Annotated in this window: 19 protein-coding genes; 13 read left to right on the top strand and 6 right to left on the bottom strand. The window is 73.0% G+C overall.

From position 1 onward, the window contains the following. Window positions 1-76: 76 nt before the first annotated feature. The 6 genes from cobM to cobC are packed head-to-tail and all read left to right on the top strand — an operon-like array spanning window position 77 to window position 6,367. Window positions 77-895 carry a precorrin-4 C(11)-methyltransferase gene (gene cobM, locus FGW31_RS27105; RefSeq protein ID WP_142196160.1) on the top strand — a complete coding sequence of 273 codons (819 nt, stop codon included), beginning with the start codon at window positions 77-79 and terminating at the stop codon, window positions 893-895. Continuing rightward, window positions 892-2,124 carry a precorrin-6y C5,15-methyltransferase (decarboxylating) subunit CbiE gene (cbiE, locus tag FGW31_RS27100; protein ID WP_142196159.1) on the top strand — a complete coding sequence of 411 codons (1,233 nt, stop codon included), beginning with the start codon at window positions 892-894 and terminating at the stop codon, window positions 2,122-2,124. The genes cobM and cbiE overlap by 4 nt, the downstream gene beginning before the upstream one ends. Further along, the gene (gene cobJ / locus FGW31_RS27095) at window positions 2,121-3,812 is read left to right on the top strand and encodes a precorrin-3B C(17)-methyltransferase (protein ID WP_142196158.1); all 1,692 of its coding nucleotides are present in this window, start codon (window positions 2,121-2,123) and stop codon (window positions 3,810-3,812) included. The genes cbiE and cobJ overlap by 4 nt, the downstream gene beginning before the upstream one ends. After that, a complete protein-coding gene (locus FGW31_RS27090) occupies window positions 3,809-4,396 on the top strand; it encodes a precorrin-8X methylmutase (RefSeq protein ID WP_142196157.1) in 588 nt (195 codons plus the stop codon). Before cobJ ends, FGW31_RS27090 begins: the two co-directional genes overlap by 4 nt. Next, on the top strand, window positions 4,393-5,310 hold the full coding sequence (locus FGW31_RS27085) for a sirohydrochlorin chelatase (protein WP_142196156.1): 918 nt from the start codon (window positions 4,393-4,395) through the stop codon (window positions 5,308-5,310). The genes FGW31_RS27090 and FGW31_RS27085 overlap by 4 nt, the downstream gene beginning before the upstream one ends. Beyond that, on the top strand, window positions 5,300-6,367 hold the full coding sequence (cobC, locus tag FGW31_RS27080) for an Rv2231c family pyridoxal phosphate-dependent protein CobC (protein WP_142196155.1): 1,068 nt from the start codon (window positions 5,300-5,302) through the stop codon (window positions 6,365-6,367). The genes FGW31_RS27085 and cobC overlap by 11 nt, the downstream gene beginning before the upstream one ends. Window positions 6,368-6,768: 401 nt before the next feature. On the opposite strand, the gene FGW31_RS27075 is transcribed toward cobC, so the two are convergent. From FGW31_RS27075 to FGW31_RS27060, 4 genes are read right to left on the bottom strand one after another with little or no spacing between them, the layout of a single operon-like run. Beyond that, window positions 6,769-7,860 (bottom strand): amidohydrolase family protein, encoded by a 1,092-nt coding sequence (locus FGW31_RS27075; RefSeq protein ID WP_142196154.1) that lies wholly within the window; start codon window positions 7,858-7,860, stop codon window positions 6,769-6,771. A 21-nt stretch (window positions 7,861-7,881) separates the two neighbouring features. Next, window positions 7,882-8,673, bottom strand: a complete 792-nt coding sequence (locus tag FGW31_RS27070; protein ID WP_142196153.1) for an amino acid ABC transporter ATP-binding protein — start codon at window positions 8,671-8,673, stop codon at window positions 7,882-7,884. After that, complete coding sequence (locus tag FGW31_RS27065; RefSeq protein WP_142196152.1) at window positions 8,670-9,503, bottom strand: amino acid ABC transporter permease; 834 nt, start codon at window positions 9,501-9,503, stop codon at window positions 8,670-8,672. The genes FGW31_RS27070 and FGW31_RS27065 overlap by 4 nt, the downstream gene beginning before the upstream one ends. Window positions 9,504-9,507: 4 nt before the next feature. Beyond that, window positions 9,508-10,359: a transporter substrate-binding domain-containing protein gene (locus FGW31_RS27060; RefSeq protein WP_142196151.1), complete on the bottom strand. Its 852-nt coding sequence runs from the start codon at window positions 10,357-10,359 to the stop codon at window positions 9,508-9,510. Between the two features lie 199 nt (window positions 10,360-10,558). Here FGW31_RS27060 and FGW31_RS27055 point away from each other — a divergent pair, with 199 nt between their 5' ends. The 5 genes from FGW31_RS27055 to thpD all read left to right on the top strand — a co-directional run bounded on the left by FGW31_RS27055 (window position 10,559) and on the right by thpD (window position 15,236). After that, window positions 10,559-11,698: a pyridoxal-phosphate-dependent aminotransferase family protein gene (locus FGW31_RS27055; RefSeq protein ID WP_142196150.1), complete on the top strand. Its 1,140-nt coding sequence runs from the start codon at window positions 10,559-10,561 to the stop codon at window positions 11,696-11,698. Window positions 11,699-12,050: 352 nt separating this feature from the next. After that, window positions 12,051-12,557 carry a diaminobutyrate acetyltransferase gene (ectA, locus tag FGW31_RS27050; RefSeq protein ID WP_142196149.1) on the top strand — a complete coding sequence of 169 codons (507 nt, stop codon included), beginning with the start codon at window positions 12,051-12,053 and terminating at the stop codon, window positions 12,555-12,557. A 70-nt stretch (window positions 12,558-12,627) separates the two neighbouring features. Next, window positions 12,628-13,899 (top strand): diaminobutyrate--2-oxoglutarate transaminase, encoded by a 1,272-nt coding sequence (ectB, locus tag FGW31_RS27045; protein WP_142196148.1) that lies wholly within the window; start codon window positions 12,628-12,630, stop codon window positions 13,897-13,899. A 35-nt stretch (window positions 13,900-13,934) separates the two neighbouring features. Then, the gene (locus FGW31_RS27040) at window positions 13,935-14,333 is read left to right on the top strand and encodes an ectoine synthase (protein WP_004932953.1); all 399 of its coding nucleotides are present in this window, start codon (window positions 13,935-13,937) and stop codon (window positions 14,331-14,333) included. Between the two features lie 6 nt (window positions 14,334-14,339). Further along, window positions 14,340-15,236 (top strand): ectoine hydroxylase, encoded by an 897-nt coding sequence (thpD, locus tag FGW31_RS27035; protein WP_142196147.1) that lies wholly within the window; start codon window positions 14,340-14,342, stop codon window positions 15,234-15,236. A gap of 174 nt (window positions 15,237-15,410) precedes the next feature. On the opposite strand, the gene FGW31_RS27030 is transcribed toward thpD, so the two are convergent. Further along, window positions 15,411-16,469, bottom strand: a complete 1,059-nt coding sequence (locus FGW31_RS27030; protein WP_142196146.1) for an aminotransferase class V-fold PLP-dependent enzyme — start codon at window positions 16,467-16,469, stop codon at window positions 15,411-15,413. Between the two features lie 96 nt (window positions 16,470-16,565). Further along, complete coding sequence (locus tag FGW31_RS27025) at window positions 16,566-17,276, bottom strand: DsbA family oxidoreductase (RefSeq protein ID WP_142196145.1); 711 nt, start codon at window positions 17,274-17,276, stop codon at window positions 16,566-16,568. Between the two features lie 267 nt (window positions 17,277-17,543). On the opposite strand from FGW31_RS27025, the gene FGW31_RS27020 reads away from it, so the two are divergent. Beyond that, on the top strand, window positions 17,544-19,265 hold the full coding sequence (locus FGW31_RS27020) for a sensor histidine kinase (protein ID WP_142196144.1): 1,722 nt from the start codon (window positions 17,544-17,546) through the stop codon (window positions 19,263-19,265). Window positions 19,266-19,367: 102 nt separating this feature from the next. After that, window positions 19,368-20,030 carry a response regulator transcription factor gene (locus FGW31_RS27015; RefSeq protein WP_142196143.1) on the top strand — a complete coding sequence of 221 codons (663 nt, stop codon included), beginning with the start codon at window positions 19,368-19,370 and terminating at the stop codon, window positions 20,028-20,030. The last annotated feature ends 2 nt before the right edge of the window (window positions 20,031-20,032 follow it).

Raw genomic sequence — 20,032 nt, 5'->3', positions numbered from 1 at the left:
CGGATCCACCCCCCCTGTGCTCGAACATCACCCCGTTTCCCTTCCATCGCCGACTTCCAGGAGAGGACCCATTCCCATGGCCGATGCCCCCGCCGGCAAGGTGACCTTCGTCGGGGCCGGCCCCGGCGCCGCCGATCTGCTGACGTTCCGTGCCGCGCGCGCCATCGCCGAGGCCGATGTCGTGATCTGGGCCGCCAGCCTCGTCCAGGCCGAGGTCCTCGAACACGCGCGTGAGGACGCGGAGATCCTCGACTCGGCGACGATGTCGCTGGAGGACGTCGTGGCCGTCTACGCGCGGGCGCGGGCGGAGGGCCTGAGGGTCGCGCGGATCCACTCCGGCGACCCGGCGCTGTGGGGCGGCACCCAGGAGCAGGTCGACCGGTGCGCCGAACTCGGCATCGAGACCGAGATCGTGCCCGGTGTGTCGTCGTTCTCCGCCGTGGCGGCGCTCGCGCAGCGGGAGCTGACCATTCCCGAGGTGGCGCAGTCCGTGGTGCTGACCCGGCTCGGCGGCGGCAAGACGCCGATGCCGCCCGGTGAGGAGGTCCGCGAGTTCGCGCGGCACGGCACCACCATGGCGATCTTCCTGTCGGCCGCCCGCAGCGGGCAGCTGGTGCGGGAACTGCTGGAGGGCGGCTACCCGACGAGCACGCCGGTCGTCGTCGCGTACCAGGCGACCTGGCCGGAGGAACTGGTCGTGAAGTGCACGATCGGCACACTGGAGGAGACGGTCAAGGAACACAAGCTGTGGAAGCACACGCTGTTCCTGGTCGGGCCGGCCCTCGACGCGCACGGCACCCGCTCGCACCTGTACCACCCCGGTCACTTCCACGGCTTCCGCAAGGCCGACCCCGAGGCCCGCAGGGCGCTGCGCGCACGGGGTGCGAGCACGTGATCACGGTCGTCGGCATGGGAGCGGGCGCGCCGGTCGACGCGTCGGTCACGGCCGGCGCGGACCTGGTGGTCGGCGGGCGCCGCCACCTGGACGCCGTGCCGCTGCCGGAGGAGGCCGAGCGGGTGGTGCTGGGGCCGCTGGCGCCCGCGCTCGACACCGTGGAGAAGTACGTCGCCGAGGAGCGGCGGGTCGTCGTGCTGGCGTCCGGTGACCCCGGGTTCTTCGGGATCGTGCGGGCGCTGGCCGAACGGTTCGGGCCGCGGCGGCTGGACGTGCGGCCCGGCGTGTCCTCGGTGGCGGCCGCGTTCGCGCGGGCCGGGCTGCCGTGGGACGACGCCGTGGTGGTCAGCGCGCACGGGCGGGATCCGCGGACGGCGGTGAACCTGTGCCGGGCGCACCCGAAGGTGGCCGTGCTGACGGGTCCGGGCGCGGGTCCGGCGGAACTCGGGACGGCGCTGCTCGGGCACCCGCGGACGCTGGTCGTCGCCTCGGCGCTCGGCTCCGCCGGGGAGCGGGTGGAGCGGGTGACGCCCGCCGAGGCCGCCGCCCGTGACTGGGGCACGGCGGTGAACGTGGTGCTCTGCCTGGACGAGGAGCGGGCGCTCGGCGCGGTGCGCACGGTCGCGGGAGGGCCGGCCGGGCCGGCCGGATGGGCCTTGGACGAGACCGAGTTCACCCACCGCGACTCGATGATCACCAAGTTCGAGGTGCGGGCGCTGGCGCTGGCCCGGCTCGGACCGCGACCGGGTGACCTGGTGTGGGACGTCGGCGCCGGTTCCGGTTCCGTGGCCGTGGAGTGCGCGCGGCTCGGTGCCGCCGTCACCGCCGTGGAGAAGACACCGGACGGGGCGGAACGCGTCCGGGTCAACGCCGCCGCGCACGGCGTCGACGTCCAGGTGGTGCACGGGACGGCGCCGGACGCGCTGTCCGCACTGGACGATCCCGACGCCGTGTTCGTCGGCGGGGGCGGGCGGGAGCTGCCCGCCGTCGTCACGGCGTGCGCGCGGCGGGCCCGGCGGACCGTGGTCGTCGCCATGGCGGCCCTCGACCGGGTGCCGGCCGTGCGCGAGGCACTGACCGGGGCCGGGTTCACCTGCGACGGCGTGCTGTTGCAGTCGTCGCGCCTGGCGCCGCTGCCCGGGGACGTGACCCGGCTGGCGGCCACCAATCCCGTTTTCCTGCTGTGGGGCGTCAGGCCTCCGGCGCACAGTGAAGGAGTCTGCCAGTGATCGGCCTCATCTCCGCCACCGCGGCGGGAGCGGCTGCGCGGGACCGGCTGGCCGCGGCGTGGCCGGACCGCACGCGCGTGTACGAGGGTCCCGTGCCCGACGCGGTGCGGTCCGCGTTCGCCGAGTGCGAGCAGCTCGTGTGCTTCCTCGCCACGGGCGCCGTGGTGCGGCTGGTGGCGCCGCTGCTGGCCGGGAAGACCAGCGACCCGGGCGTGGTCTGCGTGGACGAGGGCGGACGGTTCGCGGTGTCGCTGCTCGGCGGGCACGGCGGCGGGGCCAACGACCTCGCCCGCGAGGTCGCCGGGCTGCTGGACGCCGAGCCGGTGGTGACCACGGCGACCGACGCCGTGGGGCTGCCCGGTCTGGACACGCTGGGCCTGCCGGTGGAGGGCGATGTCGCCGCCGTGTCCCGGGCCCTGCTGGACGGCGAGGCGGTGGCGCTGCGCGCCGAGGTGGCGTGGCCGCTGCCGCCGCTGCCGGTGGCGGACGAGGGCCGGTACACGATCCGGGTGACGGACCGTCTCGTCGAGCCCGCCGAACGGGAGGTGCTGCTGCGTCCGCCGACCCTCGTCGTCGGCGTCGGCGCGTCGAAGGACGCCCCCGTGGAGGAGGTGCTCGCGCTCGTCGAGGACACGCTGCGGGAGGCCGGGCTGTCCGCGGCGTCCCTCGCCGAACTGGCGACCGTGGACGCCAAGGCCGAGGAGCCCGGCATCGTGGCGGCGGCCCGGCGGCTCGGCGTGCCGCTGGTGACGTACGGCGCCGGGGAGCTGGCGCGGGTCGACGTGCCGAACCCCTCCGACGCGCCGCTCGACGCCGTCGGCACGCCGTCGGTCGCGGAGGCCGCCGCACTGCTCGGCGGCGGTGAACTCCTCGTGCCCAAGCGGAAGTCGCGGCGCGCGGACGGCCGGCCCGCGATGGCGACCTGCGCCGTCGTACGGCGGCCGGGGCGGGGGCGGCTCGCGGTGGTCGGGCTGGGTCCCGGCGCCCGCGACCTGCTCACCCCGCGCGCCGAGGCCGAACTGCGCCGCGCCTGCGTGCTGGTGGGCCTAGACCAGTACGTCGACCAGATCCGCGATCTGCTGCGGCCCGGCACGCGCGTGCTGGAGTCGGGGCTCGGCGCGGAGGAGGAGCGGGCCCGCACGGCCGTCGCCGAGGCCCGCGCGGGCCGGGCGGTGGCGCTGATCGGCAGCGGCGACGCGGGCGTGTACGCCATGGCGTCGCCGGCGCTGGCGGAGGCGTCCGACGACATCGACGTGGTCGGTGTGCCCGGTGTGACGGCGGCACTGGCGGCCGGGGCGATCCTGGGCGCGCCGCTGGGCCACGACCACGTCTCGATCAGCCTGTCCGACCTGCACACGCCGTGGGAGGTCATCGAGCGGCGGGTGCGGGCGGCGGCCGAGGCGGACCTCGTGGTGACGTTCTACAACCCGCGCAGCCGGGGCCGGGACTGGCAGTTGCCGAAGGCGCTGGCGATCCTCGCCGAGCACCGGGCGCCCCGGACGCCGGTCGGCGTCGTGCGCAACGCGTCGCGCGCGGACGAGTCGAGCCGGCTGACCACACTGGCCGCGCTGGACCCGGCGACGGTCGACATGATGACGGTCGTGACCGTGGGCAACACGGCGACCCGTGAGATCGCGGGGCGCATGGTCACCCCGCGTGGCTACCGCTGGCAGGAGGAGCCGCAGTGAACCGCGTGGTGCACCCCATCGAGCAGGAGTCCTTCCGGCGGCTGCGCGCCCGGCTGGACACCTCGCACTTCCCGCCGCTGACCCGGGCGGTCGTCGAACGCGTCATCCACTCCTCCGCCGACCTCGGCTACGCCGACGAACTCGTCATGGACGAGGGCGAGTTGGCGAAGGCGCACGCCGCGCTGCACGCCGGGGCACCGGTGGTCGCGGACGTGGAGATGGTCGCGGCCGGCATCACCCGCCGACAGACCGTGTGCCGGCTGAAGGACGCGACGTCCGGGCCCGGCCTGACGCGTTCGGCGCACGCGATGCGGCTGGCGTACGAGGAGGTGGGGCCCGGCGCCCTGTGGGTGATCGGCTGCGCGCCGACCGCCCTGGAGGAGCTGCTGACCCTCGACGCCTCCCCCGCGCTCGTCATCGGCCTGCCCGTCGGTTTCGTCGGGGCGGCCGAGTCCAAGGCCGCGCTGCGCGAGAGCGGGCTGCCGGCCGTGAGCAACGTGTCCGAGAAGGGCGGGTCGGCGGTGGCCGCCGCCGCGCTCAACGCCCTGCTCTACCACCCGACTTCTTCCGAGGAGACCCTGTGACCACCCCGCCCGCCCTGCTCATCGCCGGCCACGGCACCCGGGACGACGCCGGCGCGGAGGCCTTCCGCGACTTCGTGCGGGAGCTGGGCCGCCGCCACCCCGAACTGCCCGTCGCCGGCGGGTTCATCGAGCTGTCGCCGCCGCCGCTCGGCGACGCCGTCAGCGAGCTGGTGGAGCGCGGGGTGCGCCGGTTCGCCGCCGTGCCGCTGATGCTGGTGTCCGCCGGGCACGCCAAGGGCGACATCCCGGCGGCGCTGGCCCGCGAGAAGGAACGCCACCCCGGCATCTCCTACACCTACGGCCGTCCGCTGGGCCCGCACCCGGACCTGCTGCGGGTGCTGGAGCGGCGGCTGGCCGAGGCCGTGGATCCCGCCTGGGACCCGTCCGAGGTGACCGTGCTGCTGGTGGGCCGCGGCTCGACCGACCCGGACGCCAACGCCGAGGTGTTCAAGGCGGCGCGGCTGCTGTGGGAGGGCCGCGGATTCGCGGGCGTGGAGACGGCGTTCGTGTCGCTGGCGGCGCCGGACGTGCCGAGCGGTCTCGACCGGTGCGCGCGGCTGGGCGCGCGGCGGGTCGTGGTCCTGCCGTACTTCCTGTTCACCGGGATCCTGCCGGACCGGGTGCGGCAGCAGACCGAGGAGTGGGCGCAGGCGCACCCTCAGACCGAGGTGCGGGCGGCGGACGTCATCGGGCCCGAGCCGGAGCTGCTCGACCTGGTGTGGGAGCGGTATGAGGAGGCCGTCAAGGGCGACCTGCGGATGAACTGCGACACGTGCGTGTACCGGATCGCGCTGCCGGGCTTCGAGGACAAGGTGGGGCTGCCGCAGCAGCCGCACTTCCACCCCGACGACGACGGCCACCACCACCACGGCCACCACCACGGGCACGACCACAGCCACTCCCATGCACACTGAGCCCGGTGACGCCGGGCACGACCTGCGCCACCACGGGGACGCCGAGGTCCGTGACGACGGCTCGGCGCTGGTCGACCTGGCGGTGAACGTCCGCGCGGACACGCCGCCGGCGTGGCTGCGGGAGCACATCGCCGCGTCGCTGGCGGGGCTCGCCGCCTACCCGGACGGGCGGGCCGCGCGGGCGGCGGTGGCGGCACGTCACGGGCTGCCGGTGGAGCGGGTGCTGCTGACGGCCGGTGCGGCGGAGGCGTTCGTGCTGCTGGCGCGGGCGCTGAAGGTGTGCCGACCGGTGGTGGTGCATCCGCAGTTCACGGAGCCGGAGGCGGCACTGCGGGACGCCGGGCACTCGGTGGACCGGGTGCTGCTGCGGGCGGCGGACGGGTTCCGGCTGGATCCGGCGGCGGTGCCGGAGGAGGCGGACCTGGTGGTGATCGGCAACCCGACGAACCCGACGTCGGTGCTGCACCCGGCCGCGGACATCGTCCGGCTCGCCCGGCCCGGGCGGACGCTGGTGGTGGACGAGGCGTTCATGGACGCGGTGCCCGGCGAGCGGGAGGCGCTGGCCGGGCGCACGGACGTGCCGGGCCTGGTGGTGCTGCGCTCCCTCACCAAGACGTGGGGCCTGGCGGGTCTGCGGATCGGTTACGTCCTCGCCGACCCGGAGACCGTCGGGGAACTGGAGCGGGCCCAGCCGCTGTGGCCGGTGTCCACCCCGGCGCTGGCGGCGGCCGAGATCTGCGTGGGCACCCGGGCGCTCGCGGAGGCGGCCCACGCGGCGCACCGCGTCGCCGCGGACCGGGCCCACCTGCTGGCCGGCCTGGACCGCTTCGCCTCCCGCGGCGTGCGCGCGGTGGGCCCCGCCGAGGGCCCCTTCGTCCTGCTCCGGCTGCCGCACGCGGCGGCGGTACGCGCCCGCCTGCGCTCCCTCGGCTACGCGGTGCGCCGCGGGGACACCTTCCCGGGCCTGGACGACGGCTGGCTGCGCCTGGCGGTCCGCGACCGGGAGACGACGGACCGCTTCCTCACCGCGCTGGCCGACGCACTGGGCCCGCACTGACCACCACCGCCTGCCACGCACCGGCGCCTGCCGTCACCACGGGCCGGGACGGGCGGCCCGGCAGGCCGGCGGTGGCGGTGGTGGCGGCGGTGGCGGTGGCGGTCCACAACGCAGGCCCGACCGACACCACCGCACCCACTCCGGGAACACAGCCCACACACACCGCACCCTCACCGAGCGCGGCACACCAGCCACTGCCAACGCCATGAACCCGGCCCGGCGGGTCGGCGAGCAGCCCCACGACCGACCGCTACCGACACCACCACCCCCACTCCCGAAACACCGCCCACACACACCGCACCACCCCCACCGAGCGCCGCAAACCAGCCACTGCCGGCGCCATGAACCCGGCGCGGCGGCCCGGCGGGCAGGCGGCCCGGCGGCCCGGTGGGTCGGCGGTGTCAGCCGACGACGCGGCCGTTGAGGACCACGTGGCGTGGGTCCGTCAGGACGCGGACGTCCGCCCTCGGGTCGGCGGCGTAGACGACGAGGTCCGCCGGGGCGCCCTCGTCGAGGCCGGGGCGGCCGAGCCAGGCGCGCGCCGCCCAGGTGCCGGCGGACAGCGCCTCCACGGGCGGGATGCCGGCCCTGGTCAGTTCCGCGACCTCGTCGGCCGCGAGGCCGTGCGCGAGGCTGCCGCCGGCGTCCGTACCGACGAAGACGGGGACACCGGCGTCGTAGGCGGAGCGCACGGTGTCGTAGCGGCGTTCGTGGAGCCGGCGCATATGGGCCGACCAGCGCGGGAACTTCGCCTCGCCACCGGCGGCGAGCGAGGGGAACGTGGCGATGTTGACGAGGGTCGGCACGATCGCGACGCCGCGCTCCGCGAACAGCGGGATCGTCTCGTCGGTCAGGCCGGTCGCGTGCTCGACGCAGTCGATGCCGGCCTCGACCAGGTCCCGCAGGGAGTCCTCGGCGAAGCAGTGCGCGGTGACGCGGGCGCCCAGCCGGTGCGCCTCGGCGATCGCCGCCTCGACCGCGCCGCGCGGCCAGCAGGCCGACAGGTCACCCAGGTCGCGGTCGATCCAGTCGCCGACGAGTTTCACCCAGCCGTCGCCGCGCCGGGCCTCCTGGGCGACGTAGGCGACGAGGTCGTCGGGCTCGATCTCCCAGGCGTAGTTGCGGATGTAGCGGCGGGTGCGGGCGATGTGCCGGCCCGCCCTGATGATCTTCGGGAGGTCGTCGCGGTCGTCGATCCAGCGGGTGTCGGAGGGCGAGCCGGCGTCGCGCAGCAGCAACGCGCCGGCGTCGCGGTCGGTGAGTGCCTGTTTCTCGGCGGTCTCCGCCGGCACCGGGCCGTGCTGGTCGAGGCCCACGTGGCAGTGGGCGTCGACCAGCCCGGGCAGCACCCAGCCCTCGACGGTCGCTACATCCCGGGCGGCGGCGGGACGGTCGTAGGAGATCCGCCCGCCGACCACCCACAGTTCGTCGCGGACCTCGTCCGGGCCGACGAGGATCCGCCCCTTCACGTGCAGCACCGCGCGTTCGCTCATACCCGGCACCCTAGTCAGCCGCTACCCGCCCTTGCCCACCTGGTCCGAGGTCTCCTCCTCCACCTCCGCCATCGCCGGGTCGAGGAGGCGGGACAGGAAGTGGCGGGTGCGCTCGTGCCGGGGCCGGCCGATGACCTGATCGGGGCTGCCGTCCTCGACGATCACCCCGCCGTCCATGAAGACGACCCGGTCGGCGACCTCGCGGGCGAAGGTCATCTCGTGGGTGACGACCATCATCGTCATGCCCTCGTCCGCGAGCATCCGCATCACGGCGAGGACGTCGCCGACCAGTTCGGGGTCGAGCGCCGAGGTCGGCTCGTCGAACAGCATCACCTCGGGGCCCATGGCCAGCGCGCGGGCGATGGCGACGCGCTGCTGCTGGCCCCCGGAGAGGGAGGACGGATAGGCGTCCGCCTTCTCGGCGAGGCCCACCCGCGCCAGGTTCTCGGCGGCGACCTTCGCGGCCTCCGCCTTGCCACGGCGCAGCACCCGGCGCTGCGGCAGGGTGAGGTTCTCGGTGACGGTGAGGTGCGGGAACAGGTTGAACTGCTGGAACACCATGCCGATGCGGCGGCGGGCGGCGTCGATGTCGACGTCCGGGTCGGTGATTTCCGTACCGCCGACGAAGACCTGTCCCTCGGTGGGTTCCTCCAGGAGGTTCACGCACCGCAGCAGCGTGGACTTGCCGGAGCCGGAGGGTCCGATGACGCACACCACCTCGCCCTGGCCGATCTCCAGGTCGATGCCGCGCAGCACCTCGTTGCTGCCGAAGGACTTGTGCAGACCGCTGACGCGGATCTCGGGCCGGCTCATTTCACGGCCTCCTGGGCCTTGGCCTCCATGCGGCGCACGACGAAGCCGAGCGGGATGGTGATCAACAGGTAGCACAGGCCGGCCACCAGGATGGGCGTGGAGTTGGCGGTGGTGCTGGCCAGGTCCCTGCCGTACTTGGACAGTTCGCGCTCCTCCAGGGTGACGCCGAGGAACAGCACCAGCGAGGAGTCCTTGAACAGCAGGACGAGTTCGTTGGTCAGCGGCGGCAGGATGATGCGGAAGGCCTGCGGGATGATGACGGAGACCATGGCCCGGGCGGGCGAGAAGCCCAGCGAACGGGCCGCCTCCATCTGTCCCTTGGGCACGGCCTGGATGCCGGCCCGGATGGTCTCCGCCATGTAGGCGGCGGCGACCAGGCCGAGCGCGAGGGCAACCTTGCCGTAGGTGCCGCCGATGATCTCCGTGCCGGGGAAGGCGAGCGGCACGGCCACGCCGATGAAGATGAAGATCAGCAGGGCGGGCAGGCCGCGGAAGATCTCGATGTAGATGCCGGCCAGCCAGCGGTACGGGCCGACGGACGACAGCCGCATCAGTGCGATCAGCATGCCGAGCGCGAGCCCGACGGCGAAGCCGGTCACCGTGTACAGGACGGTGTTCTTCAGCGCCAGCGTGATGACGTCCGGGAACATCTGCCGGGCGATGTCCGCTTGCGCGAACTGGTTCTGCAGCCGGTCCCAGTCGGCCGCGACCGCGAAGGCGATCACGGCCGCGACGAACACGGCGTACTGGATGCCGCGCGACAGTCCGCGCTTCTGCCGCCGCGTCAGGCCCTTCTTCTTCGGCTGGAGTCGTGTCTCCGTGTCGGTCATGGGATCAGGATGCGGCCGGCGAGGCGGCGGACTCGTCGTAGGGGCCGATCCACTGCTCGTACAGCTTCTTGTACGTGCCGTCGGCCTTGGCGTCCGTCAGGGCCTTGTCGATGGCCTCGCGCAGCGCGGTGTTGCCCTTCTTCACCGTGAAGCCGTACTGCTCGCCGGTCTCGAGGTTGCCGACGACCTCGAAGGCGTCGGCGTTGGCCTTGTCCTTCAGCCAGCCCTGGACGACGGGGTAGTCGATGACGACGGCCTTGACCTGGCCGGTGCGCAGGCCGTTGAGGACGGCGTCGGAGGACTCGAAGGAGACCGGGTCGAAGCCCTGCTTCTTGACGTAGTCCTCGCCGGTGGTCTGCGCCTGGGCGCCGAGCTTCACCTTCTTGGACTTGATGTCGTCGAGCGAGGTGACGCCGCTCTTCTTGTCGACGAGGACCGCCTGGGTGGCGTTGAAGTACGGGTCGGAGAAGTCGACGTTCTTCTTCCGCTCCTCGGTGATGGTCATGCCGGCCGCGGCGAGGTCGCACTCGCCGGAGTTGAGGAAGGCGCCGGTCTTGAAGTTCTCGAAGGGCGTGTCGAGGATCTGCTGCTTCACGCCCAGGTCGTCGGCGACCAGGTCGATCAGCGCGACGTCGAAGCCCTGCACCTTGCCGTCGATCTCCGACTGGAAGGGCGGATAGGGCAGGTGGGTGCAGGTGGTGAGCTGCCCCGCCTTGACGAGCTCGACACCGCCGGCGGCGGTCTTGGAGCCGCCGCCTCCGTCGTCGGTGGAGGTGCAGGCGGTCAGGAGGACCAGCCCGGCCGTCGCGGTGGTGGCGGCCAGCATGCGGGTCCGGCGGCCGAGGAGCGTCTTCACGGGGGCCTCCTGTCAGGGAACTGTGGGTTCCGATTATAAGGAGAGGTTTGATCGCCCCAAACCGATCCGATGGCCGGCCGGCCGGCCGGCCTGCGAACGCCGGGGACGCCGACCACCCGGCGGCCGGGCGGCACTTCGGGGGACGGTTTACGCTCGACTGCGTCGTACCCCGCAGCCGTACAGCGAAGAGAGCACCGCCGTGACCCACCTCCTCCTCGACCTCCCCCCGCTGAGCGCCGAGCGCTTCGCCTCCATCGAGGACCGGGTGGCACGGCTGCTGGACACCGCGCGGGACGTCGTGATCATGCAGGGTGAGGCGCTGCTGCCGCTGGAGGGCGCGATCCGCGCCACCGCCGGTCCGGGCACGACCGCGCTGAACGTCATCACCGGCCCCTACGGGCAGACCTTCGGCGACTGGCTGCGGGACTGCGGCGCCACCGTGATCGATCTGGCGGTGCCGTTCCACACGGCGGTGACGGCCGGACAGATCCGGGAGGCCCTCGCCGAGCACCCGGAGATCGACTTCGTGTCCCTGGTGCACGCGGAGGCGGCCACCGGGAACACCAACCCGGTCGCGGAGATCGGCGAGGTCGTGCAGGCGCACGGGGCGCTGTTCTACCTGGACGCGGTGGCGTCGGTCGGCGCGGAGCCGGTGCTGCCGGACGCGTGGGGCGTGGACCTGTGCGTGATCGGGGCGCAGAAGGCGATGGGCGGCCCGGCCGGTGTGTCGGCGGTGTCGGTGAGCGAGCGGGCGTGGGCGCGGATGGCGGCCAACCCGCGGGCGCCGCGCCGCTCCTACCTGTCCCTGCTGGACTGGAAGGAACGCTGGATCGACGGCGGGCGCAAGGCGCTGCTGCACGCGCCGGCCCAGCTGGAGATGCTGGCGCTGGAGGCGTGCGTGGAGCGGATCGAGGCGGCGGGCCCGGACACGGTGATGGCCCGGCACGCGGCGGCCGCGGCGGCCACCCGGGCGGGTGCGCTGGCGCTGGGCGGCGGCCTGGCGCCGTACGTCCACGACGCGGCCGAGGCGGCGCCGGTCGCCACCACGCTGCGCGCGCCGTCCGGCACGGTGGCCGCGGAGTTGGTGGCCCGCGCGCTGGCCGCGGATCCGGCGCTCGTGCTGGCCGCCGGCGGCGGCGCCCTGGCCAAGGAGATGATCCGGGTCAACCACTACGGTCCCGAGGCGAACCCGGGCGCGGTGCGCGCGAGCCTGGCGGCCCTGGGCGCCGCGCTGGCGGACGCCGGCCTGACGGTGGACGTGGCGGCGGCGCTGGACGCGGCGGAGCGGGCCTGGCACGGGGCCCTGCGGGAGCGTATCGGCGAAGTGACCGGGGCGTGAATTCCACGGGATTATCAGAATCCCTCGCACATATTCTCCTGCGACATTCTTTCGCTTATTCAGGTATTACCTTCCAGAGCAGCTTCCCGTCTTCTTCTGCCCGCTTTCCCGGACCCTAAACGCCACGATTCCGAGGACAGGAAACCGCACGTTCCGGACACGGTCACGGGAGTTACATAGTTGTGACCGGTTCCACATCGCGCCCGATTTGCGGCCTATACACCCCGCAAACCAGGGCATATCGCCGAGTCCTCGCGCGGACCCGCCCGCCCGCGCGATAACACAGATCAAGCCTGTACGTAACCCCGTCAGGCGATGCAATTTCGAATTTACCTGGGTAAGTTCAATTCGCATGACTGCCGCACAAGCAGACCTGCAAATCGACCGCCCCACCGTGGCGGACGGAGCCGCGCTGTGGCGGATAGCCAAGGACTCGAAGGTCCTCGACCTGAACTCGTCGTACAGCTATCTGCTGTGGTGCCGGGACTTCGCCGCCACCTCGGCCGTCGCCCGCGACGGGCGAGGCGAGCCGATCGGCTTCGTCAGCGGATACCTGCGGCCGGACAGCCCGCGCACCCTGCTCGTCTGGCAGGTCGCGGTCGACGAGGCGCACCGCGGCCGCGGCCTCGCCGCGTCCCTGCTCGACGGGCTGGTCGCCCGGACCGCCGCCGAGCACGCCGTGGACACCGTCGAGACCACCATCACTCCGGGCAACACCGCGTCCGAGCGGCTGTTCACCGCGTTCGCGGAGCGCCACGGCGCCCTGCTGGAGCGCGAGGTGCTGTTCGACGCCGGCCAGTTCCCCGACGGGTCGCACGACCCCGAGGTCCTGTACCGCATCGGGCCGCTCGCGCACTGACCACGCGGCCGGCCCGCCCCTGATCTTCCGACTCCCTCTGACCTCCCACGCCACCGAGGAGCGATTCGTCGTGACCATCACCCAGCCCGACCTCAGTGTCTTCGAGACCCTCGAGTCCGAGGTGCGCAGCTACTGCCGCGGCTGGCCCACCGTCTTCGACCGCGCGCACGGCAGCCGCATGTACGACGAGGACGGCCACGAGTACCTCGACTTCTTCGCCGGAGCCGGCTCACTCAACTACGGGCACAACAACCCCGTCCTGAAACGGGCGCTGATCGACTACCTGGAGCGCGACGGCGTCACGCACGGGCTCGACATGTCGACCACGGCCAAGCGCGCCTTCCTGGAGTCCTTCCAGAACTGGATCCTGCGCCCGCGCGACCTGCCGTACAAGGTGATGTTCCCGGGGCCGACGGGCACCAACGCCGTGGAGTCCGCGCTGAAGCTGGCGCGGAAGGTGAAGGGGCGCGAGGCGATCGTGTCGTTCACCAACGCCTTCCACGGCATGTCGCTGGGCTCGCTCGCCGTCACCGGCAACGCCTTCAAGCGGGCCGGCGCGGGCGTCCCGCTGGTGCACGGCACGCCGATGCCGTTCGACAACTACTTCGACGGCCAGGTCCCGGACTTCCTGTGGTTCGAGCGGATCCTGGAGGACCAGGGCTCCGGCCTCAACAAGCCCGCCGCCGTGATCGTCGAGACCGTGCAGGGCGAGGGCGGCATCAACGTCGCCCGGCCCGAGTGGCTGCGCGCCCTGGCCGAGCTGTGCGAACGCCAGGACATGCTGCTCATCGTCGACGACATCCAGATGGGCTGCGGCCGCACCGGTGCCTTCTTCTCCTTCGAGGAGGCCGGCATCACGCCCGACATCGTCACCGTGTCCAAGTCGATCAGCGGCTACGGACTGCCGATGGCGCTGACCCTGTTCAAGCCGGAGCTGGACGTCTGGGAGCCGGGCGAGCACAACGGCACCTTCCGCGGCAACAACCCGGCCTTCGTCACGGCCACCGCGGCCCTGGAGGCCTACTGGGCCGACGGGGCGGCGATGGAGAAGCAGACCCGTTCGCGCGGCGAGCAGGTCGAGCAGGCGCTGATCGCCATCACCGAGGAGAACCTCGCCGACGTCAAGGAGTACCGCGGCCGCGGCCTGGTGTGGGGCTTGGAGTTCCACGACAAGGAGCGCGCGAACCGGATCGCCCGCCGCGCCTTCGAGCTGGGGCTGCTGATCGAGACGTCCGGCCCGGAGAGCGAGGTCGTCAAGCTGCTCCCGTCGCTGACCATCACCGAGGACGAGCTGGACGAGGGCCTCACCACCCTCGCCCGCGCCGTCCGCGAAACCGCCTGAAACACGCACCCGAGCCGAGGAGGCATCGCACCACCGTGATTGTCCGTTCCTTCAAGGAGATCGAAGGCACCGACCGGCACGTGAAGTCCGCGTCCGGCACCTGGGAGAGCAAGCGCATCGTCCTCGCCAAGGAGAAGGTCGGCTTCTCCGTCCACGAGACGATCCTGTACGCGGGTACGGAAACCGACATGTGGTACGCGAACCACATCGAGGCCGTCGTCTGCACCAAGGGCGACGCCGAGCTGACCGACCGCGAGACCGGGAAGACGTACCACATCACGCCCGGCACCATGTACCTCCTGGACGGCCACGAGCGGCACACGCTCAAGGTCAAGGAGGACTTCCACTGCATCTGTGTCTTCAACCCGCCCGTGACCGGACGGGAGGACCACGACGAGAACGGCGTCTACCCGCTGCTCACCGAGGAGGTGTGAGTCACCGTGACCACGACGGCGAACGTCACCGATCTCTATCCCACCCGCGGCGCGACCGAGGTGGCGACCCCCCGGCAGGACCCGGTCGTCTGGGGCTCCCCGGACACGCCCGGTCCCGTCTCGGCCGGTGATCTGCAGGCCCTGGACCGCGACGGCTTCCTCACCGTCGACCAGCTCATCGGGCCGGACGAGGTCGCCGTCTACCAGCGGGAACTCGAGCGGCTGGTCACCGACCCGGACATCCGCGCGGACGAGCGCTCGATCGTCGAGCCGAAGTCCAAGGAGATCCGGTCCGTCTTCGAGGTGCACCGGATCAGCGAGGTCTTCGCGAACCTGGTGCGCGACGAGCGGGTGGTCGGACGTGCCCGGCAGATCCTCGGCTCGGACGTCTACGTCCACCAGTCGCGGATCAACGTCAAGCCCGGCTTCGGTGCCAGCGGCTTCTACTGGCACTCGGACTTCGAGACCTGGCACGCCGAGGACGGCCTGCCGAACATGCGCACCATCTCGGTCTCGATCGCGCTCACCGAGAACTACGACACCAACGGCGGTCTCATGATCATGCCGGGGTCGCACAAGACGTTCCTCGGGTGCGCGGGGGCCACGCCGAAGGACAATTACAAGAAGTCCCTGCAGATGCAGGACGCGGGGACGCCCTCCGACGAGGCGCTGACCAAGATGGCCTCGGAGTACGGCATCAAGCTGTTCACCGGCAAGGCCGGATCGGCGACCTGGTTCGACTGCAACTGCATGCACGGCTCCGGCGACAACATCACGCCGTTCCCGCGCAGCAACGTGTTCATCGTGTTCAACAGCGTCGAGAACACGGCGGTCGAACCCTTCGCGGCGCCCATCCGGCGGCCCGAGTTCATCGGCGCGCGGGACTTCACTCCCGTCCGGTGAACCGGATCCCGGCCGGGGGTCCGGGGGTCGCCCCCGGATGCCACGACATCGGCGCGCGGGACTTCACTCCGGTGAAGTAGGCGCACGACAACGGTGCGGTAGGCGCGCACCACACAGACTGCGGGCCGGGCCTCCTCGTGTGGGACAAGGAGGCACCGGCCCGCTGCCGTGCGCTCAGCCGGACGTCGACAGGACGTCGAGCAGCCGGTCCACGTCGGCGGCCGTGTTGTAGAGGTGGAAAGACGCCCGCAGGTTGCCCGCCCGGTTCGACACCTGGATGCCCGCCTCGGCCAGCCGCGGCTGGAGGCGGCCGAGGCCGGGCACGGACACGATCGGGGAACCGGGCGCGGGCACCGGCGTGTGGCCCAGGTCGGCGAGCCCGGCACGGAAGCGGTCGGCGAGCGCCAGGTCGTGGGCGCGGACGGCGTCCACGCCGATCTCCTCGAGGAGTTCGAGGGAGGCCCGCAGGCCCGCGTAGCCGAACAGCGCGGGACTGGAGTCGAACCGCCGGGCGGAGCGGGCGAGTTCGGTGACCGGTCCGTAGCAGCTGTCCCAGGGGTTCTCGCCGGCGACCCAGCCCGCCTGCACCGGCGCGAGGTCGCCGAAGTCCTCCGGCACGACGAGGAAGGCCACGCCGTGCGGGCCGAGCAGCCACTTGAAGGTGATGGTGACGGCGTAGTCGTGCTCCCCGGCCGTGACCGGCAGCCAGCCGGCCGCCTGGGAGAAGTCGACGTAGGTGCGCGCCCCGTGCGCCCGGGCGGCCTCGCGCAGGGCGGCGAGGTCGGCGATCCGGCCGTCGGCGGACTGCGCGGCGCTGACCGCGACCAGCGCGGTGCCCGGGCGGACGGATTCCGCGAGCCCTTCCAGCGGCACGGCCCGCACCTTGAGGTCGCCGCGGGTGTGGAAGGGGTTCAGCACGGAGGAGAAGTCGCCCTCCGCGGTGAGGACTTCGGCTCCGGACGGCAGTGAGGCCGCGACCAGCGCGGTGAACAGGGCGACCGTCGCACCGGCGGCGACCCGCTCGACGGGGACGCCGGCCAGCCGGGCGTAGGCGGCGCGGCAGGTCTCGACGTCGGCGAAGAGCGGGTCGAGCGACCGGCCCTCGGCCCGCAGCCGCGCCGCGTCCTGGAGGGCGGCCACGGTCCGCTCCGGCAGCAGGCCGTTGCTCGCGGTGTTGAGGTAGGTGTTCTCCGGGGCGAACTCGGCACGGACGAGGTTCTCGAAGTTCTCCATGGGACCACTCTGCGGGTCCGGGATGTCCCCGTCCATTGCCGAAATCTGCGCGATATGGCCAAGGAACGCTTATGCACCGCCTCGACCTGCGCCTTTCTACGACTGGGGCACCGCGCACCCGTCCGGGCCACAGACCTCCGCGTCGCCGTCGACCAGCGTCAGCGGCGAGCGTTCGTCCCAGGCCCGGGTCAGTGCCTGCGCGAACACCTCGGCGGGCTGGGCGCCGGAGATGCCGTACTTCCGGTCGAGCACGAAGAACGGCACACCGGTCGCGCCGAGCTGTGCGGCCTCCCGCTCGTCGGCACGGACCTCGTCGGCGTACGCCTCCGGGTCGGCGAGGACCCGGCGGACGGCGTCCTCGTCGAGTCCGGCGGCGGTGGCCAGCCCGACGAGCCGTTCGTCGTCGTTGTAGACGGAGCGCTCCTCGGCGAAGTTCGCCCGGTACAGCAGGTCGAGCAGCTCCGGCCGGCGGCCCTGCTCGCGGGCGTGGTGCAGCAGGCGGTGCATGTCGAAGGTGCTGCCGTGGTCGCGGCCGCGGGTGCGGTAGGGCAGGCCCTCGGCGGCGGCCTGGGCGCCCAGGTTGTCCTCGCCGGCCTCGGCCTGCGCCTCGCTCATGCCGTACTTCTTCGTGAGCATCGTGATCACCGGCTGGATGTCGTCCTTGGCCCGGCCCGGGTCCAGCTCGAAGGAGCGGTGCACCACCTCGACCTGCTCGCGGTGCGGGAAGGCGGCCAGCGCCTTGTCGAAGCGGGCCTTTCCGACATAGCACCAGGGGCAGGCGATGTCGCTCCAGATCTCGACGCGCATGGGTCGGCTCTCTCCAGGGTCGTACGGGTGCGGAGACTCCCTCCGGCGACTGCGTGAACGTTCAAACAGTCGCTTTCATTCCCCCGGCGTCCGTCCCGCGGGGCGCTCGGCCGCCCGGGGCCGGTACGCGATGTCCCCGTACGTCGCCGCCTCTAGCAACGACCCGACAGCGCAGGCCCCTTGAAGGCCGGGAGTTCACTTTGGTCGTGCGGGACCGCACCGAAGGAGGGATGCGGGCGTCCGGGGACGGCCCTCTATCGTCTGCGCGTGGACCTACCCGAGACACCCCGCTCCGGCCTGCCGCTCCGTTCCCGGCTCGCCGCCGCCTCGCCCTGGCCCCGCAAGCGGATCGTCGGGGAGGCCCTACTCGCCCTGGTGCTCTGCGCGATCGCGGGTCTCCTCCACACGACGGAGACCGGATCCCCGGCACGCGGCGCCGCCCTGGCCCTGGTCGTCGCCGTGCTGTCGCTGGGCCGCCGCGCGCTGCCCGCGACGGTCCTGACGGTCGCGTCGGCCCTGGCCGCGACGGTCGTCGGCACGTTCCCGCTGCTGATCTGCGCGGCCTGGTCGGCGGGCAGCCGCATCAAGCGCCCGGTGCACGCATCGGCCGCGTTCGCGGGCGGGCTCGTGCTCCACCTCGTGCTCGCCGTCACCACCTCCGCCGACGACGAGCTCGGGCTGTCGCTGCCGATGACGGCCGTGCTGGCCGGGAGCCCGTTCCTGGTGCTGGCGGTCGTGCCGGGGCTCGCGTCCCGCTACCGCGCCCAGCGCCGCGACCTGCTCGACGCGCTGCAACGGCACAACGCCCAACTGGTGCGCGAGCAGGCGATGGTGGCGCGGCAGGCGCGGCTGCTGGAACGGCAGCGCATCGCCCAGGACATGCACGACAGCCTCGGCCACCAGCTCGCGCTGATCGCCGTGCACACCGGGGCGCTGGAGGTGGACCCGGACCTCGGCGACCGCCAGCGGGAAGGAGTGGGCATCCTGCGGGAGGCCTCCCGGTCGGCGATGCGGGAGCTGCGCGAGGCCGTGGGCATCCTGCGGGACGGCGTGGAGGCGCCCGCGCCCGGCTCCGAGGACGACACCGGGCCCACGACGGCCCGCGTGGCGGCCTCCGTCGACCGGCTGGTCGCGTCGTCGCGGGCCGCCGGCGCGCAGGTGGAGCTGCACCGCTCCGGCACCGAACGGCCCCTCGCGCCCGCCGCCGACCACGCGGTGTACCGCATCGCGCAGGAGGGCCTGACCAACGCGCACAAGCACGCGCCCGGCGCCCCGATCACCGTGGCGCTGCGCTACGAACCGGACAGCCTGGTGGTCGAGGTGGCCAACGGGCCGGTGCCGGCCGGAGCGCCGGCCGGGCCGCCCGCGATCAGCGGCGGCCAGGGACTGACCGGTCTTCAGGAGCGGGCCCGGCTGGTCGGCGGCATGGTGCACACCGGCCCCACCCCCGACGGCGGTTTCCGTCTCGCCGGTGTGCTGCCCTACGGCGACGGCGGCAGGCGGCCCGGTCCGGACGGCGCGACTTCCGTCGCGGCGGGCGACGACTTCCGGAGGCAGACCGGCGGGGGCTCGGCGGGCGACGGTGGAGCGGACATCGAACGCGCCGATCCGCAGAAGGAGTTCGCCGCCATCATGAGCAGCAGGAAGAACGTCACCCTCGGGTGCGCCCTCACCGCCGTCGTCCTCGTCGTGGGCGCCGGTGCCCTCCTGGTCTGGGGGGTCGGGAAACTGATCGACGAGGTGGAGAAGGGCGTCATCCCGGCGAGCGTGTACCAGTCGGCGACGGTCGGTGATGCCGAGGCGAACCTCCGGGCGAAGTTCCCGGAAGGCGGCTCGCTGCTCACCGACGGCGTGGAGAAGGACGGCCCGCCGCTGCCCGAGGACGCCGTCTGCGAGCACTTCGTGGACGACGAGGCCGACATCGTCTACCGGTTCTGCTTCCGCGACGGGAAGCTGGTCTCCAAGGAGTCCTATCCGCACCGGATCTGAGCGGCGGTCCGCGGCCCGCCCGCAACCGGATCGGGCATGATGGGCGGGCCCCGCCGTCCGCCCGTCGCACCGACGGCACACCGACACCGCGCAGGAGGCCGCGTGATCCGGGTCCTCGTCGCCGACGACGAGCCGCTCATCAGGGCCGGCATCAGGATGATCCTCACCTCGGCCGAGGACATCGATGTCGTGGCCGAGGCGCGGGACGGCCGGGAGGCGGTGGAGACCGCCCGGAGCACCGCGGTCGACGTGGCCCTGCTGGACATCCAGATGCCCGTGCTGGACGGGCTGGCCGCGCTGGCCGAGATGGCCCGCGCCGCACCGCGGGTACGCGTCCTGATCCTCACCACGTTCGGCGAACGCGACAACGTGCTGCGGGCGCTCGGCCACGGCAGCGCGGGCTTCCTGCTGAAGGACTCCGCGCCGCAGGAACTCATCCACGCGGTCCGCGCGGCGGCGGCCGGGAACGCCTATCTGTCCCCGGCCGCCACCCGGCACGTGGTGGACACGCTCGCCTCGCCCGCCGCCACCGTGCGCGGCGAGGAGGCCCGCCGCCGCCTGGCCGGCCTCACCGAACGCGAACGCGAGGTGCTGGCCCTGCTCGGCGAGGGCCTGTCCAACGCGGACGCCGGCGCCCGCCTGCACATGAGCGAGGCCACGGTGAAGACCTACGTCAGCCGCATCCTGACCAAGCTCGACTGCGACAACCGGGTGCAGGCGGCGCTCCTGGCCCGCGACGCCGGCCTGGAGCCGAGCGCGGGCTGAGC

This window comes from Streptomyces calvus (assembly GCF_006782915.1).
GTDB classification, from domain to species: Bacteria; Actinomycetota; Actinomycetes; order Streptomycetales; family Streptomycetaceae; genus Streptomyces; species Streptomyces calvus.
This window is presented reverse-complemented; position numbering and strand designations above follow the sequence as displayed.

Excerpts from the sequence above, each read along its gene's own strand:
- cobM (WP_142196160.1), top strand. The coding sequence starts at position 77 with ATGGCCGATGCCCCCGCCGGCAAGGTGACCTTCGTCGGGGCCGGCCCC.
- cobC (WP_142196155.1), top strand. The coding sequence starts at position 5,300 with ATGCACACTGAGCCCGGTGACGCCGGGCACGACCTGCGCCACCACGGG.
- FGW31_RS27075 (WP_142196154.1), bottom strand. The coding sequence starts at position 7,860 with ATGAGCGAACGCGCGGTGCTGCACGTGAAGGGGCGGATCCTCGTCGGC.
- FGW31_RS27070 (WP_142196153.1), bottom strand. The coding sequence starts at position 8,673 with ATGAGCCGGCCCGAGATCCGCGTCAGCGGTCTGCACAAGTCCTTCGGC.
- FGW31_RS27065 (WP_142196152.1), bottom strand. The coding sequence starts at position 9,503 with ATGACCGACACGGAGACACGACTCCAGCCGAAGAAGAAGGGCCTGACG.
- ectA (WP_142196149.1), top strand. The coding sequence starts at position 12,051 with ATGACTGCCGCACAAGCAGACCTGCAAATCGACCGCCCCACCGTGGCG.
- FGW31_RS27030 (WP_142196146.1), bottom strand. The coding sequence starts at position 16,469 with ATGGAGAACTTCGAGAACCTCGTCCGTGCCGAGTTCGCCCCGGAGAAC.
- FGW31_RS27025 (WP_142196145.1), bottom strand. The coding sequence starts at position 17,276 with ATGCGCGTCGAGATCTGGAGCGACATCGCCTGCCCCTGGTGCTATGTC.